The sequence below is a fragment of the Streptomyces sp. NBC_00669 genome (genome assembly GCF_036226785.1).
Lineage (GTDB): Bacteria > Actinomycetota > Actinomycetes > Streptomycetales > Streptomycetaceae > Actinacidiphila.
In genome coordinates, this window is the sequence record NZ_CP109018.1 from 5,248,698 (window position 1) to 5,262,721 (window position 14,024).

12 protein-coding genes and 1 riboswitch are annotated in these 14,024 nt (G+C 74.1%); of the genes, 7 read left to right on the top strand and 5 right to left on the bottom strand.

Features of this window, described 5'->3' with window-relative positions:
- Nucleotides 1-152: 152 nt before the first annotated feature.
- The 3 genes from OG896_RS22030 to OG896_RS22040 all read right to left on the bottom strand — a co-directional run bounded on the left by OG896_RS22030 (nucleotide 153) and on the right by OG896_RS22040 (nucleotide 2,924).
- A complete protein-coding gene (locus OG896_RS22030) occupies nucleotides 153-950 on the bottom strand; it encodes an SAM-dependent methyltransferase (protein ID WP_329367898.1) in 798 nt (265 codons plus the stop codon).
- A gap of 299 nt (nucleotides 951-1,249) precedes the next feature.
- Nucleotides 1,250-2,146, bottom strand: a complete 897-nt coding sequence (locus OG896_RS22035) for a YhjD/YihY/BrkB family envelope integrity protein (RefSeq protein ID WP_328465549.1) — start codon at nucleotides 2,144-2,146, stop codon at nucleotides 1,250-1,252.
- A 358-nt stretch (nucleotides 2,147-2,504) separates the two neighbouring features.
- Entirely contained in the window at nucleotides 2,505-2,924 is a 420-nt protein-coding gene (locus OG896_RS22040; RefSeq protein WP_329367901.1) for a hypothetical protein, read from the bottom strand.
- Between the two features lie 223 nt (nucleotides 2,925-3,147).
- On the opposite strand from OG896_RS22040, the gene OG896_RS22045 reads away from it, so the two are divergent.
- The 6 genes from OG896_RS22045 to OG896_RS22070 all read left to right on the top strand — a co-directional run bounded on the left by OG896_RS22045 (nucleotide 3,148) and on the right by OG896_RS22070 (nucleotide 10,465).
- Nucleotides 3,148-3,882, top strand: coding sequence for an ArsR/SmtB family transcription factor (locus tag OG896_RS22045; protein WP_329367903.1), 735 nt, complete (start codon nucleotides 3,148-3,150; stop codon nucleotides 3,880-3,882).
- A complete protein-coding gene (locus OG896_RS22050) occupies nucleotides 3,866-4,819 on the top strand; it encodes an MBL fold metallo-hydrolase (protein ID WP_329367905.1) in 954 nt (317 codons plus the stop codon). Before OG896_RS22045 ends, OG896_RS22050 begins: the two co-directional genes overlap by 17 nt.
- Nucleotides 4,820-4,950: 131 nt before the next feature.
- Entirely contained in the window at nucleotides 4,951-5,487 is a 537-nt protein-coding gene (locus OG896_RS22055; protein WP_329367907.1) for a hypothetical protein, read from the top strand.
- Nucleotides 5,488-5,864: 377 nt separating this feature from the next.
- Nucleotides 5,865-7,334 (top strand): FAD-linked oxidase C-terminal domain-containing protein, encoded by a 1,470-nt coding sequence (locus OG896_RS22060; RefSeq protein WP_329367908.1) that lies wholly within the window; start codon nucleotides 5,865-5,867, stop codon nucleotides 7,332-7,334.
- A 1-nt stretch (nucleotide 7,335) separates the two neighbouring features.
- On the top strand, nucleotides 7,336-8,640 hold the full coding sequence (locus OG896_RS22065) for an FAD-binding oxidoreductase (protein ID WP_329367910.1): 1,305 nt from the start codon (nucleotides 7,336-7,338) through the stop codon (nucleotides 8,638-8,640).
- 211 nt (nucleotides 8,641-8,851) lie between these two features.
- On the top strand, nucleotides 8,852-10,465 hold the full coding sequence (locus tag OG896_RS22070; protein ID WP_329367911.1) for a (Fe-S)-binding protein: 1,614 nt from the start codon (nucleotides 8,852-8,854) through the stop codon (nucleotides 10,463-10,465).
- 7 nt (nucleotides 10,466-10,472) lie between these two features.
- Here the strand turns inward: OG896_RS22070 and OG896_RS22075 are convergent, their stop codons facing one another.
- Entirely contained in the window at nucleotides 10,473-11,099 is a 627-nt protein-coding gene (locus tag OG896_RS22075) for an N-acetylmuramoyl-L-alanine amidase (RefSeq protein WP_328465533.1), read from the bottom strand.
- Between the two features lie 394 nt (nucleotides 11,100-11,493).
- Nucleotides 11,494-11,631, top strand: a riboswitch (cyclic di-AMP (ydaO/yuaA leader).
- Nucleotides 11,632-11,643: 12 nt separating this feature from the next.
- On the opposite strand from OG896_RS22075, the gene OG896_RS22080 reads away from it, so the two are divergent.
- Nucleotides 11,644-12,762: a M23 family metallopeptidase gene (locus OG896_RS22080; protein ID WP_329367913.1), complete on the top strand. Its 1,119-nt coding sequence runs from the start codon at nucleotides 11,644-11,646 to the stop codon at nucleotides 12,760-12,762.
- Nucleotides 12,763-12,953: 191 nt separating this feature from the next.
- Here the strand turns inward: OG896_RS22080 and OG896_RS22085 are convergent, their stop codons facing one another.
- On the bottom strand, nucleotides 12,954-13,946 hold the full coding sequence (locus OG896_RS22085) for an MBL fold metallo-hydrolase (RefSeq protein WP_329367915.1): 993 nt from the start codon (nucleotides 13,944-13,946) through the stop codon (nucleotides 12,954-12,956).
- Nucleotides 13,947-14,024: the final 78 nt, after the last annotated feature.

The following is a 14,024-nucleotide window of genomic DNA, read 5'->3' on the forward strand; positions in this document are numbered from 1 at the left end:
CCGGCGTCGGGAAACCGGGCAGGACCCGGGAAGCGCCCGGGGACCGGTGAGGAGGGGCCGTGAGGCTCAAGAGGGTACTGCCCCCGGCGACATGCCGGTGACCGGGTAGGCCGCGGGACCCGTGCGGAGGGAGGAAGGAGAGGAGCGTGGCGTCAGCTGTTCTTGTGGGCCACGCCGCCGTAGATGCCGATCTCGCCGGCGGTGCGCGGCGGCTTGGAGTCCGGCCGCCAGAACGGGACTTGCACCAGACCCGGCTCGACCAGCTCGAAGCCCTCGAAGAGGTGCTCGACCTCGGCGCGGGTGCGGAGATTCATGCTCGCGGTGGCGGTTCGGTAGGCGTCCTGCGCGTCGCTACGGTCGTTGAAGTCGCTGGTGGCGTGGGACAGCACCATGTAGCTGCCGGCCGGGAGCGCGTCGCGCAGGGTGGCGACGACCTGCGCGGGCTGCTCGGCGTCGGTGAGGAAGTGCAGGATCGCGACGAGGAGCAGGGCGACCGGCTCGTCGAAGTCGATGACCCGGTGGACGTCGGGGTGGTCCAGGATCGCCCGCGGGTCGCGCAGGTCCGCGAGCACGATGCTGGTCGTGCCGGCGCCGCTCATCAGCGTGCTGGCATGGGTGTTCACGATCGGGTCGTTGTCCACGTACGCGATGCGCACGTCGGGGGCGACCTCCTGGGCGACCTCGTGGACGTTCGGCGAGGTGGGCAGCCCGGTGCCGATGTCGAGGATCTGCCGGACGCCGGCGCCGACCACGTGCCGGACGGCGCGCTGGAGGAACAGGCGGTTGGACTGGACGCCGATCCGCGCCTCGGGCGCCACGTCGATGAGCTGGTCGCCGGCCTCGCGGTCCACCTCGTAGTTGTCCTTGCCGCCCAGCAGGTAGTCGTAGATCCGCGCGGGATGCGGCCTGCTGGTGTCGATCTCCTCGGCACGGAAGCCGTTCTGCGTCACGCTGCGCTCCTCTCTCCGTGACGGGCCCGTCCGCCTCGCCCCCGAACGCCCGACGGGTGACAGCGTCTCACGTCAACAGGCCTGCCTACGAACGGAGTTCCGCATCCTGGCCTGCGTGATCACGCCGTACGGGGCCGGTGGCGGCGCAGCGTCGGCGGTCCGGCGCGGAGCGTAGGGGAGGGTAGGGGACGACACGGGACCGGGACCGTACGGGACGGGTCCGGCACCGTGGGCAACGGCCGCAGGGCATGGGCACCTTGGGCGCGAGCGAGGCCGACCGGGCGGCGCCGCGGGCGCGTTCAGTCGATCGCGCCGCCCGCGCCGTCGGAGCGCCAGGGCAGCGCGGGGATGGTCGCCTCGGGCACTTCGAACCAGCCCTCGGGCTGCGGCGGACGCGGTATCTCGCCGCCCCGGCGCAGGGTGCGGCCGTCGCGGACGTGGCGGCCGACGAGCGCGCCGCCGAAGACCACGAAGCCGACGCCGACCAGCCAGGTCACCACGGTCAGCACGCTGCCCACCGGGCCGTAGGTGACCGCGTTGGAGACGACGAGCGGGGCGAAGAACAGGTGCGAGAAGATCCGCAGGCCGGCGAGGCCGAGCATGGTGAGCACCGCGCCGGGCAGCGCGGTGCGCACCCGGACGGAGCCGTAGAGCAGGAAGTTCTGGCCCCAGGCGAAGAAGAGCACGCCGAGCACGAAGGTGAGGACGGCGCGCGCGACGCTCGGCATCAGGCCGCTGCCCAGGACCGCCGCGCTCTGCGACTCGCAGAACAGGTAGGCGGTGAGCACCGCGAGCCACACCGCGCGGCGCCAGTCGCGGTGCCACGGTCCGGACGGCAGGTCCCAGATCTTGCGGTAGCCGGTCTCGACGCTCGCCACGAACGACAGCCCGAAGTACGCCGCCGAGGCCAGGCTCCACGCGCCGGTCGCGCTCAGGATGTGGTTGGGCGCCGCGAACATGCTGCGCATGCTCTGCGCGCCATGCGCGTTGAGACCCATGCCGTCGATGACCCACTGCGCGAAGCCGGGCCGGTTCTCCCAGGGAGTGGCGGCGGCGACCACGACGAGCAGCGGCATCAGCGTGACGAAGCCGAGCGCGGCGAAGCCCATCGAACGGTGCATCAGCTCGATGTGCGCCGCCTGCTTCGACAAGCGTCCGAGCGCGGACCGCTTCCAGGCGTCCGTCAGTCCTGCCATGGCGTCACCTTCCCGCAGCGTTAAGGCTTGTGGATACCTGGCGAAGTGCCTCACGCGCAACTCGGCTCCCGCGACGCACGGTTCGCGGCTCCCCGTTCCCGCGCGGGCCTGGTGGCGTGGCGGGCGAAGCGCGTACGTACGTGCGTTACGGGTGGCGGTGGCGGTGGCGGTGGCGGTGGTACGGCAACGGGCGCGGGAGCTCGCGCGGGACGGCGCGGGCGGGGATACGGTCAGGGGTGCGGGCGTTGTCGGTGGCCGGTGGCCGGTGGCCGGTGGCCGGTGGCCGGGGGGCCGGTGGTCGTTGGCCGTTCGGCGGTCGGCGGTCGGCGGTCGGCGGTTGCTGGGCTGGCGCGGGCGGTCAGCTCTTGCAGACGGTCAGTTTGAGTGCCGCGTCGATCGCCGCGCCCTGCGCGTCGGTCAGCGGGTGGCCGGGGCTGCCGAACCGCTCGGCGGCCAGGTGGTCGGCAGTCTGCGGGTCGCCGTTGATCTCGGTGCACTGGGTGCGGCCCTGGTCGATCACCTGGTTGGGGTCGGCCGCCAGCGACGGGTCGATCGCCTTCAGGGCGGCCAGGTAGGTCTGCCGGTTCACACCGCTCGGCGCCGGGGGGCGGGGCACGGCCGCGCCGGTGCTCGGGCCGGCCGAACCCGTCGTGGTCGGCGCCGCGGTGGTGGCCTTGTCGGACGCGTTCTTGTCGTCGCTGCTAGACGAGCACGCGGTCGCGCAGAACGTGGCGAGTGCGGCGGCGGCCACGGCCGCGGCGGCGATTCGGGTACGCATGCCGTCACCTTGCCGCACCTGGGGGCGCGTGCCCGTCGCTGTGACCGTGCTGTGACAGCTTCTCCGCACCTCCTCCCACCGGTGTGGGTCGGCTTGGGTCGGCTTGGGGCTGCTGGGCCGGATCGGTCCGGCTTGGTCCGGCGCGGTCCGGGGCAGTCCGGGGCGGTCGGGCGGGTCCGGCTTGGGCCGATCGAGTGGCGAATGTCAAAGTACCCTTTGGGGTATGAAGCTCAATGATCCCAAGGCGATGCGGGCGCTGGCGCATCCGCTGCGGCTGGATCTGCTGGAAGTGCTGTCGATGGTGGAGTCGGCGACGGCGGCCTGGTGCGGGCGGGCGCTGGGCGTGCCGCAGGCCAACTGCTCGTTCCACCTGCGTCAGCTCGGCAAGTACGGCTTCGTGGAGGAGGCGGAGCCGGGGGAGGACCGGCGGGAGCGGAGGTGGCGGCTGGTCGAGGGGAGCAGGGAGATGCGGGTCGATGTGGCCGGGGCGGACACGGCCGCGGCGGAGGCGATCGGACGACGGTTGGAACGGACGGTGGTGGAGCGGGAGATGGCGGCGATCCTCCGGTACGCGGAGCGCCGGAGCGAGGAGAGCCCGCAGTGGCGGGGGAAGGCCGGCGTGGTGAGCGCGCTCGCGGTCGTCTCCGCGGACGACATGCCGGAGATAGAGCGGAAGTGGCAGGAGCTGCTGCGGCCCTACCTCGCGCGGGCGGAGGCGCGCGGGGAGCCGGGGGTCGAGGTCGGCGACGCGGCGGCGGGCGGGGCGTCGTCGGAGCGACGGCTCGTGCGGTACTTCATGGCCGCGACTCCGGTCGGGGCCTTGGACGGGATGACGGGTGATCCGGTCGAGGGCGTGCCCGAGGGGGCGTCCGAGGGCCAGGGCGGGGAATCGGCCGCCGCTTCCGCGGCGCCGCAGGCGTACATGACGGGAGGGGACAGCGATGGCCACGACAGGTGACACCGACATCGACTTCGAGACCGCCGCACCGGTGGCCGGCTCGCTCGACGTGGACTGGATACATGGGGTGCGCACCCGATGGCAGCGGGAACCGCGTATCCAGGTGCACCGGTACGACGAGCACACGCTGGTGCTGCGGCAGAGCAAGGCGGTGAACTACGAGGCACCCTTCGTCTTCCTCCTCTTCGGCAACGAGCGGGCGCTGCTGCTGGACTCCGGCGCCACCGCGGACCCGGAGCTGTTCCCGCTGCGCGCGACCGTGGACGGGCTGATCGACGAATGGCTGGCCGCGCACCCGCGCGAGGGGTACGAACTGGTGGTGGCGCACACCCATGCGCACGGCGACCATGTGGCCGGGGACTCCCAGTTCGCCGACCGCCCGGCGACCAGGGTGGTGCCGAAGGAAGCGGACGCGGTACGGGACTTCTTCGGCTTCGCAGAGAGCTGGCCCACCGGGCAGGTCGGCTTCGACCTGGGCGGCCGCGTGCTCGACGTGCTGGGCACGCCCGGCCACCACGAGTCGTCCGTCACCTTCCACGACCGCTGGACCGGCATCCTGTTCACCGGTGACACGGTTCTCCCGGGCCGGCTCTATGTCGCCGACTTCCCGGCCTTCCTCGCGACGGTGCGGCGGATGGTGGAGTTCGCCCAGGCGCGTCGGATCAGCCATGTGGTGGGCTGCCACGTCGAGATGAAGCGCCGACCCGGCCGCGACTACCCGCTCGGCGCCACCTTCCAGCCGGATGAGCGGGCCCTCGCGATGACCGTCGGGCAACTCGTCGCGGTGCGCGACGCGGCCGTCTCCGTCGCCGACCGGCCCGGCGTGCACCGGTTCGACGACTTCGTGATCTACCACGAGCCCGGCAAGCGCGAGACCCGCAGGCTGCTCGCCCGCGCTCGGCTCCGCAAGGCGCTGGCCGCACCGCTGCGCGGCTGATCGACGGTCGGACCAGCGGGAGCTGCCGTGCCCGTTATCAGGTCTTGACGGACCGGATGCCTTCCCGGGGCTCCCGGAAACCGGAACGGCGGCGTTACGGTGTGCCCCTCGCGTCCCGATCTGGGGGAAACATGCGCATCCGCACCACCTTCCGCACCACCGGTACCAGCGCTGCCGTGGCGGTGATCGCCGCCTGCGTGCTGCTCACGGGGTGCTCGTCGGGTGGTAGCGGGGGAAGCGCGGCGGCGACGTCGCAGCAGCCGGTCGCGGTCGGGCTGACGTCGGCGGAGCAGGTCGCGTCGACGCTGGAGCAGAGCGTGTCCACCATGACGACGACGGTCGTGTACACGGCGGCGACCGACCCGGACCACCTGCTCGGCAAGACGCACGGCTACCTGTCCAAGGTGGCGTTCTCCGACTCCCGGGTCCAGCCCGCCGACGTCGAGGGCACCAAGTCCGACGCGATCGTGCGCGGCGGCAGCGTCGAGACGTTCGCGACCTCCGCGCAGGCGCACGCCCGCGCCAAGGCGATCGAGACCGGCGCGCAGGGCTCCGCGAGCGCCGGCGAGTACCACTACTACGTCGGCACCTCGCTGGTCCGCGTCTCCCAAGTGCTCACCCCCGCCCAGGCGCAGGACTACGAGCTGGCGGCCCAGAGCCTCAACTGACCCCTGCCGCAGCCGCTTTCACGGAGGCGCCGCAGGGACGCCGTCAGGGGCAGGCGCGGCCGGGGGCGGAGCGCTGCCGGGGGCGGGGCGCGGTCGCGGTCACGGACGCGGGCCCCCTCGGGTGCGGCCGGCCCTCGCATCGTACGAACGGCCCGTTCCGCCGCGGTCGCCCCCGCGCAGCGCGGCCGGTCCCGCCTGCCGGGCAGGCGCCTCCGCTCGGGTGTGAGCGGTGGGTCCGCGGGCGCGGTGGTCTTGACATGCCGACGACGGCACGCGCATCGTTTCCACCATTCGATAGGAACCTACCGACTGGTGGAATCCGTGTCGTCAACTCGCTGGACCGTCCACGCCGTCCTCCCGCACCCGGCGGGCGCATCGTGAGCGCCGCGCGGGCGAGCGGGCTCGCCGGCCGGCTCCGTGCCGCCGTCGGCGCCGCGAAGGTGCTGACCGACCCCGCCCAACTGCGCACCTACGAATGCGACGGGCTGGCCACCGTGCGGGTCCGTCCCTCGGTCGTGGTGCTCGCCGAGCGGCGCGAGGACGTCGTCGCGGCGGTACGGCTGTGCGCCGAGGCGGGCGTGCCGTTCGTCGCACGCGGCTCGGGCACCGGGCTGTCCGGGGGCGCGGTGCCGGTGGCCGACGGCGTCCTCATCGTGCTCTCCCGGCTGCGGGCCGTACGCTCCGTCGACCCCGACAACGCCCGGGTGGTGGTCGAACCCGGCGTGATCAACCTGTGGGTGACCCGCGAGGCCGCGCCGTACGGCCAGGCGTACGCGCCCGATCCGTCCTCCCAGCAGGTCTGCTCGATCGGCGGCAACGTCGCGGAGAACGCCGGCGGCGCGCACTGCCTGAAGTACGGCTTCACCGTCAACCACGTCATGGGCGCCGAAGTGGTGCTGCCCGACGGGGAGGTGGTGCGCCTCGGCGGCACCGCCCCCGAGCACCCCGGCTTCGATCTGCTGGGCGCCTTCGTCGGCAGCGAGGGCACCCTCGGTATCGCGACCGAGGTCACCGTCCGCACCATCCAGGCGCCGGAGTCGGTGCAGACCATGCTGGTCGGCTTCCACAGCGTCGCGGACGCGGCCGGCACCGTCAGCGACATCATCGCCGGGGGCATCCTGCCGGCGGCCGTGGAGATGATGGACGCCCTCGCGATCGAGGCCGCCGAGGCGGCGGTGCGCTGCGGATATCCGCGCGGCGCGGTCGCCGTCCTCGTCATCGAACTCGACGGCCCCCGGGTGGAGGTGGACGAGCAGTTCCGCCAGGTCGAACGGATCGCCACCGCCCGGCACGCCTTCGAGACCCGCATCGCCCGGGACGCGGAGGAACGCGCGCTGATGTGGAAGGGCCGCAAGTCCGCGTTCGCCGCGGTCGGCCGGATCAGTCCCGCGTACTACGTGCAGGACGGCGTGATCCCGCGCACCAAGCTCCCCGAGGTCCTCGACGAGGTGGGGAGGTTGGCGGACGCGGCGGGCATCCGCGTGGCGAACGTCTTCCACGCCGGCGACGGGAACCTGCACCCGCTGATCCTCTTCGACGACAAGGTCGAGGGCGCCGCACACGCCGCCGAGCAGCTGGGGTTCGCCATCCTCGACCTGTGCGTGGCCTCCGGCGGGTCGATCACCGGCGAGCACGGCGTCGGGGTGGAGAAGAAGTCCAAGATGACCGCGCAGTTCAGCGCGGACGACCTCGACACCATGCACCGGCTGCGCTGCGCCTTCGACCCGGCCGGGCTGGCCAACCCCGGCAAGCAGTTCCCCACCCCGCGGCTGTGCGGGGAACGGCCGGGGGTACGGACGGCGTCCGAGGACGAGGGCCGTGACGCGGCACTGGGCGAGGTGTTCTGAGGTGAGCGGGGCCGATTCCGCTGCGGGTGAGCAGTTTTCGCGTGGGTCGGGTTCGGGCGAGCGGAGTTCGGGTGAGCCGGGGTCGGGCGGGGCGGGTTCGGGTGAGCGGAGTTCGGGTGAGCCGGGGTCGTGGGACCCGGGTTCCGCCGCGCCTGCCTCGACCCAGCCCGGCGCGGCACGGCCTGCCTCGGCCCAGCCCGGCTCGCTCGGTGAGCTGGCCGACCTGCTGCGGTCCACCACCGGCACCCTCGTCCCCGTCGGCGCCGGCACCAAGGTTGGCTGGGCCGCGCCCGCCACCTCCTGCGACCTGCTGCTGCGCACCACCGCGCTGGACCGGATCACCGAGTACGCCCCCGGGGACCTGGTGGTCGTCGCGGAGGCGGGCGTACCGCTGGCCGCCTTGCAACGCCAACTCGCCGCGCACGGGCAGATGCTGGCCCTCGACCCGCCGGAGGAGGGCGCCACGCTGGGCGGCGTCGTGGCCGCCAACGCCTCCGGGCCGCGCCGGCTGCGCTACGGCACCGTGCGCGACCTGCTGATCGGCGTCACCGTGGTGCTCGCCGACGGAACCGTCGCCCGCTCCGGCGGAAAAGTGGTCAAGAACGTCGCCGGCTACGACCTCGGCAAGCTCCACACCGGTGCCCACGGCGGCCTCGGCGTCATCGCCTCCACCACCTGGCGGCTGCACCCGCTGCCGCCGGCCGCCGCGACGGTCACCGCCCGGGTGGACGGCAGCGCGCGGGCCGGCCGGCTCGCCGCCCTCGTCGCCCGCTCCACCCTCACCCCGACCGCCCTCGAACTGCGCTGGCGGCGCGGCACGTCGGCCATCACCGGCGAACTCGTGGCCCTCTTCGAGAGCATCCCGGCCTCGGTCCACGACCAGGCGACCCGCTGCGCGGAACTGCTGGCCGGCGAAGCCGGCGGGCTGGTCGTGGAGGTCGGCGACGCACCGCCCGCGTGGTTCGGCACACGGCCGGCCGGACCGCTGGTGCTGCGGCTGGCGTTCGCGCCCGCCGCCCTCCCGCACGTGCTCGACGCGCTGCCACCGGGCGCGTCCGGCACGGCTTCGGCCGCGGTGGGCGTGGCGTACGCGGCTGTGCCCGCCGCAACCGACCTCGCCGCCTTGCGCGCCGCCCTCGCCCCCTACGACGGCTCGGCCGTGGTGCTCGCCGCCGACCCCGCCCTCCGCCCGGCGCTCGACCACTGGGGCCCGCCCGGCGACGCCTTCACCCTGATGACCCGCGTCAAGGACTGCTTCGACCCCGCCCGGCGCCTGTCCCCGGGGCGCCTTCTGGGAGGACTCTGATGATCCCCGCCTCGCGCTCCACCCTCCCGCATCACCCCCAACCGCCCGCGATGCGGCCGACTTCTCCCTGCCCACCACCCGGCGCACGAGACGTCACGGACCGGGTGACGGCGGGGCCCGCCGCAGCAGAGCCGGCGTCAGCAGAGCCGGTGCCGGCAGAGCCGGTGAACTCGCCGTGGAACGCGGCGGGGCCGTTGCCGGGAGGACCGCGATGACCGCCACCCCGCCACCCGGGAACCCGGACCCCGCGCAGCCCGGTCCGCCGCAGCCGGACGCGCCCCAACCTGAAGCGCCGCGGCCCGCCACCCCGCCGCCCGCCTCCCCGCCACCCGTCCCCCCGGCACCGCTCGGAGCCACCGTCGCGGCCAGCGCTGACGCGGCGACGGTCGGCCTCGGCATGCCCGGATTCGGGCTGCCCGGGGGCGCGTTCGACGGGTGCGACCCGCCGGACGCCGCACTCGCCGGCGACTGCGTGCACTGCGGCTTCTGCCTGCCGACCTGCCCCACCTACGTGCTGTGGGGCGAGGAGATGGACAGCCCGCGCGGCCGGATCGACCTCATCAAGGGCGGCCTGGAGGGCAACCTGCTCGACGCGACCGCCGTGCGCCACCTCGACCAGTGCCTGGGCTGCATGGCGTGCATGACCGCGTGCCCGTCGGGGGTGCAGTACGACAAGCTGATCGAGGCCACCCGGGGGCAGCTGGAGCGCCGTACGACCCGCCCGCGCCGGGAGCGGCTGATCCGCGCACTGGTCTACGGCCTCTTCCCCTACCCCCGCCGGCTGCGCGCCCTGCGCGGCCCCCTGCGCGCCTACCAGTCCTCGGGGCTGCGCGGCCTGCTCGCCCGGGTCGGGCTGCTGCGCCGACTCCCATCGGTGCTGCGGGCGATGGAGGGGCTGGCACCGAGACTGGGACCGGCGCCCGCGCTGCCCGAGCGGACGCCGGCGACCGGCACCCGCCGACGTACGGTCGGCCTGCTCACCGGCTGCGTCCAGGGCACCTTCTTCCCCGACGTGAACGCCGCCACCGTGAGGGTGCTGACCGCCGAGGGCTGCGAGGTGGTGGCGCCGCGCCGGCAGGGCTGCTGCGGGGCGCTGTCCGCACACGCCGGGCGGCTCCCGGAGGCGGTGCGGTTCGCCCGGCACGTCATCGAGACCTTCGAGGCAGCGGACGTGGACGCCGTGGTGGTCAACGCGGCCGGCTGCGGCTCCCAGCTCAAGGAGTACGGCCACCTGCTGCGCGACGAGGGCGGCGACTGGCCGGCGCGGGCCGAGGCGCTGGCGGCCAGGGTCCGCGACATCACCGAACTCCTCGACGAGATCGGCCCGCTCGCCCCGCGCCACCCGCTGCCGCTCACCGTCGCCTACCAGGACGCCTGCCACCTCGCGCACGCCCAGTCCGTCCGCGACCAGCCGCGCCGGCTGCTGCGCGGGGTGCCCGGCGTGCAGCTGCGCGAGCTGCCGGAGCCGGAGATCTGCTGCGGCAGCGCGGGGACGTACAACCTCCTGCACCCCGAACCGGCCCGGGAGCTGGGCGAGCGCAAGGCACGCGCGGTGCTGTCCACCGGCGCCCGGCTGATGGTCACCGCCAACCCGGGCTGCTGGATGCAGGTGGCCGGCACCCTCGCGGGGATGGGCGAGCGGATGCCGGTCGCCCACACCGTGCAGGTGCTGGACGCGGCGATCCGCGGCATCCCCGCCGAACGCCTCCTCGCCGACGCCCTCGACGGCCCCGGCACTCCGCTGCCCGCGCCGCGCCGGCCCCGGCCGAGGGCCGAGGCAGAGGCCGAGGCCGAGGCCGAGGCCGAGGCGGAAGCAGAGGGCTGAGTGGCGGTCAGCCGCCGTTGACCAGGCGGATGTAGCGCACCCAGTCCCAGTTCGGGCCCGGGTCGGTGTGGTCGGTGCCCGGCACCTCGACATGGCCGATGATGTGCTGACGGTCCTTCGGGATGCCGTACTTGTCGCAGATCTCGGCGGTGAGGGCGGCGGAGGAGTGGTACATCGCGTCGGTGAACCAGGACGCGTCGTCGACCCAGCCCTCGTGCTCGATGCCGATGCTGCGGGTGTTGTAGTCCCAGTTGCCGGCGTGCCAGGCCACGTCATGCTCGCGGACGCACTGGTCGATGGCGCCGTCGGCCGAGCGCACCACGTAGTGCGCCGTGGCGGCGTGGGCGGGGTCCTGGAAGAGGGTGATGGTGTCGGCGAAGGTCTCCTGGGTGACGTGGATGACGACCATGTCGATCGCGTAGGTGGAAGGGCGGTTGGACGCCGTGTAGTTGGCGGTGCTGGCCGGAGCCCAGGTGGCGCCGGGGTAGTCGACGGTGGCGGCCGCCGCGGCACGGCCGCTGCCGGTCCACAGCTCGCCGGCGAACGCGGCGCCCGCGGCGGCGCCCAGCGCGAGGCCGCCGCGCAGCAAGGACCGTCGGGTGTGGGGGAGTCGGGGGCTGCTGGGGCGTTCCATGGCGGGCTCCCTGAGAGGTCGCGAGGTGGTCGGGTCCATGACAAGAACATCGGGCTCGCCCATCGTGGGGCCCGGGTCCTTGGCCTGCCAAGCGGTTCGCGCAATGGCAGAGGTCCACGCCATTGGCGGACCTGCCGCACGGCCCCGCGCAGCCGCCTGCGCGCCGAGTTCGCACACTCACGCAAAGTAATCACACTGGTCCCCGTTCGGATAACGACTGATGCACGCTCACATCACCGCCCGGCCACATCGCCTGACCGATTTGCCTACTCTGCCTATACCCTGCGCATTTTGTTCCCATGCCCAACTCTCCGATTCGGCTTGGAAAACGCCTCCGGCTCTATTAACGTTCGATAACGCAGCGCGGTCGTCACCGCCGCCGCCAGGACGGCGGACCGCGCGCTTGCCGAATCCCGTCCGCGGGAACCGGGGACCCGTGAAAATGGGGTGAATCGGGCAGCAGTCAGGCCCGTAGGAGACCTTCTTCCTCCGAACCCGTCAGCTAACCCGGTAGGCGAGAGGGAAGGAAAGGAGAGCGCCCGTCGTGGCGTCCGACCAGCTTGCCTACGCCCCCGCCCGGCCTGACGGCGACATCGCCGGCCAGGAGCGGGAAGACTTCCGACTTCCGCGTCAACGGGCCAACGCCCTTGCCGCCAACGGCACTTCCGGCGTCCCGGCTCCCGCGTTCGCCGCGTTCGCCGGTGCCGGAGCGGCGGGCCTGGCCCCCGCGCCGGCCGTCGAGCCCGCCGGGCGCCCCGCGCCGTACCCGCTGCCGGACGCCGGCCCCGGTGGCGCCGCGCTCGCCGGCCTGCCGACGTACGACCCGACGGCGCTGACCGCGCCCCCGGCCCCGGCGCCTTCGTCGGCCCCGGCGCCGGCGTCCGCGCCGGCCCCCGCTCCGGCCGAGCCGATCGCCCCCGCTCCCGCGCAGGCCGAGGCAACGACCCTGCTGCCGCAGCCCGTTGCCGAACCCGAGATCGCCGACACCACCGAGACCGGCCGGACCGGCGAGGCCGGGGCCGCCCCCGCCGACCCCGGCGAGGCGCTGTGCGCCCGCATCCTCGGCCAGGTCGCCGCCCAGCGCGAGGCCACCGCCCGCGCCGAGCGCGAGGCGGTCGAGAAGGCGGCGGCCGAGCAGGCCGCCCGCGAGGCCGCCGAGCGCAAGGTGCGCGAGCAGGTCGCCGCGGCGAAGGCCGCGGCCGAGGAGAAGGCCCGCGAGGAAGCCGCCGCGGCGGCCCGCGCCGAGGCCGAGCGCCTCGCCCGGCTGGCCGCCTCCTACATCAAGCCGGTCGCCTGCGCCGCGCTCGGCGCGGGTTTCGGCGAGACCGACCCCTGGGCCAACCTGCACAACGGGCAGGACTTCACCGCGCCGACCGGCACCCCCGTGCACGCCGTGCACGGCGGCACCGTCACCTCCGCGGGCTGGGCCGGCAGCGACGGCTACCGGGTCGTCCTCACCCTCGACGACGGCACCGAGTTGAGGTACTGCCACCTGTCGACCATGGTCGTCACCGACGGCCGGGTCACCACCGGCGACACGATCGGCCGGGTCGGCGCGACCGGCAACGTGCCCGCGCCGCACCTCCACTTGGAGGTCCGCCCCGACGGCGGCGCCCCCGTGGACCCGCTGCCCTGGCTGCGCGCCCACGACGTCACCGTCTAGCGAGCCGCCCGCGTCGAGCGGGCGAGCGGAGCCCGGCGGCCCCGCGTTCCTTCCGTATGACCGGCCCCACCGCCCCGGCGGCCCTGGCGACCACCCCCCCGGCGCCGGGGCCGTCGGTTTTGGCTGCGCGGCCCGGCGCGGCCCGGCCCGGAGCGTTCCCCGCGCCCCTGACCGGGGCGCGGGGAAGTCCGTCACAGGGCAGGCGACTTGGCGGTCCGAGGAGCCGGTGCCGCGTGCCGGGCGGCGAGGTCGACCAGGGAGATCATGTCGACCGGGGACGTGTCGGCGTCCAGGACGCGGTACTCGAGCGCGGTGAGGATGGCGAGCCGCTCGGTGAGCCCCCAGCGGGGGTTGGTCTCGGCGGCGATCAGCTCGGCGGCGGCCTGGGCGAGCGGATGGCCGGCCGCGTGGGAGGCGTGGATACGGTCGCGGACCCGGAGCAGGTATTCCGCGTTGGCGGCCACGTCCGCGGGCGTCATGACGGGACCGTGCCCGGGCACGATGATGCGCGGTTCGCACGCCAGCACCCGCTGGACCGCCCGGTGGATCTCGTCGAGCGGCCCGGCCCAGTGCACCGGGTGGTCCTCGCAGAAGATGACGTCGCCGGAGCAGACCACGCCCTCGCCGGGCAGGTTGACGATCAGGTCGCCGGCTGTGTGCGCGGGGCCGACCTCGATCAACTCGACCGCCACACCGCCGACTTCGAGGTCGAGCCGGCCGTTGAAGGTGCGGGTCGGCGGCACGGCCTCGCTCACCCCGAAGTCGCCGTAGCGGCTGAAGTGCCGGTGGAGGTACGCGCCGAGCGGCGTGTCCGGGTCGCTCTCCGCCACCAGGCGCGCGAGTTGGGCCGGACTCGGCTCCTTGCACAGGTGCTCGCTGTTGGCGTCGGTGCTGACCACCTCCGCACCGGCCGCCGTGAACACCCCGTTGCCGTACGAATGGTCGCCGTTGCCATGGGTGTTGACGACCGTGGTGATGGCGACGCCCGGCGGGAGTACCTCGGCGGTGAGGTTCAGGAGGTGCCGCGTCAGGTCCGTGGTGTAGGGGGTGTCGACCAGGAGCGCGCTGTCCTGGTCGGTGATCAGGATGCAGTTGGCCAGGCCCCAGGTGTCGTGGCCGTCGGGCAGCCATGCGTGGACCGCGGGCGTCAACGCCCTCAGGCTGCGCGGTGGTTCGATGCTCATGTCGTCCCAGTCTGCTGATGTCGTGGCGGAAGGCAATCGCGGGGATGGTCGTCGCCGGGTACGGAGCCGCGCCCGGGC

Coding starts and splice junctions, on each gene's coding strand:
- OG896_RS22035 (WP_328465549.1), bottom strand. CDS start 2,146: ATGGCAGGACTGACGGACGCCTGGAAGCGGTCCGCGCTCGGACGCTTG.
- OG896_RS22040 (WP_329367901.1), bottom strand. CDS start 2,924: ATGCGTACCCGAATCGCCGCCGCGGCCGTGGCCGCCGCCGCACTCGCC.
- OG896_RS22045 (WP_329367903.1), top strand. CDS start 3,148: ATGAAGCTCAATGATCCCAAGGCGATGCGGGCGCTGGCGCATCCGCTG.
- OG896_RS22050 (WP_329367905.1), top strand. CDS start 3,866: ATGGCCACGACAGGTGACACCGACATCGACTTCGAGACCGCCGCACCG.
- OG896_RS22055 (WP_329367907.1), top strand. CDS start 4,951: ATGCGCATCCGCACCACCTTCCGCACCACCGGTACCAGCGCTGCCGTG.
- OG896_RS22070 (WP_329367911.1), top strand. CDS start 8,852: ATGACCGCCACCCCGCCACCCGGGAACCCGGACCCCGCGCAGCCCGGT.
- OG896_RS22075 (WP_328465533.1), bottom strand. CDS start 11,099: ATGGAACGCCCCAGCAGCCCCCGACTCCCCCACACCCGACGGTCCTTG.
- OG896_RS22085 (WP_329367915.1), bottom strand. CDS start 13,946: ATGAGCATCGAACCACCGCGCAGCCTGAGGGCGTTGACGCCCGCGGTC.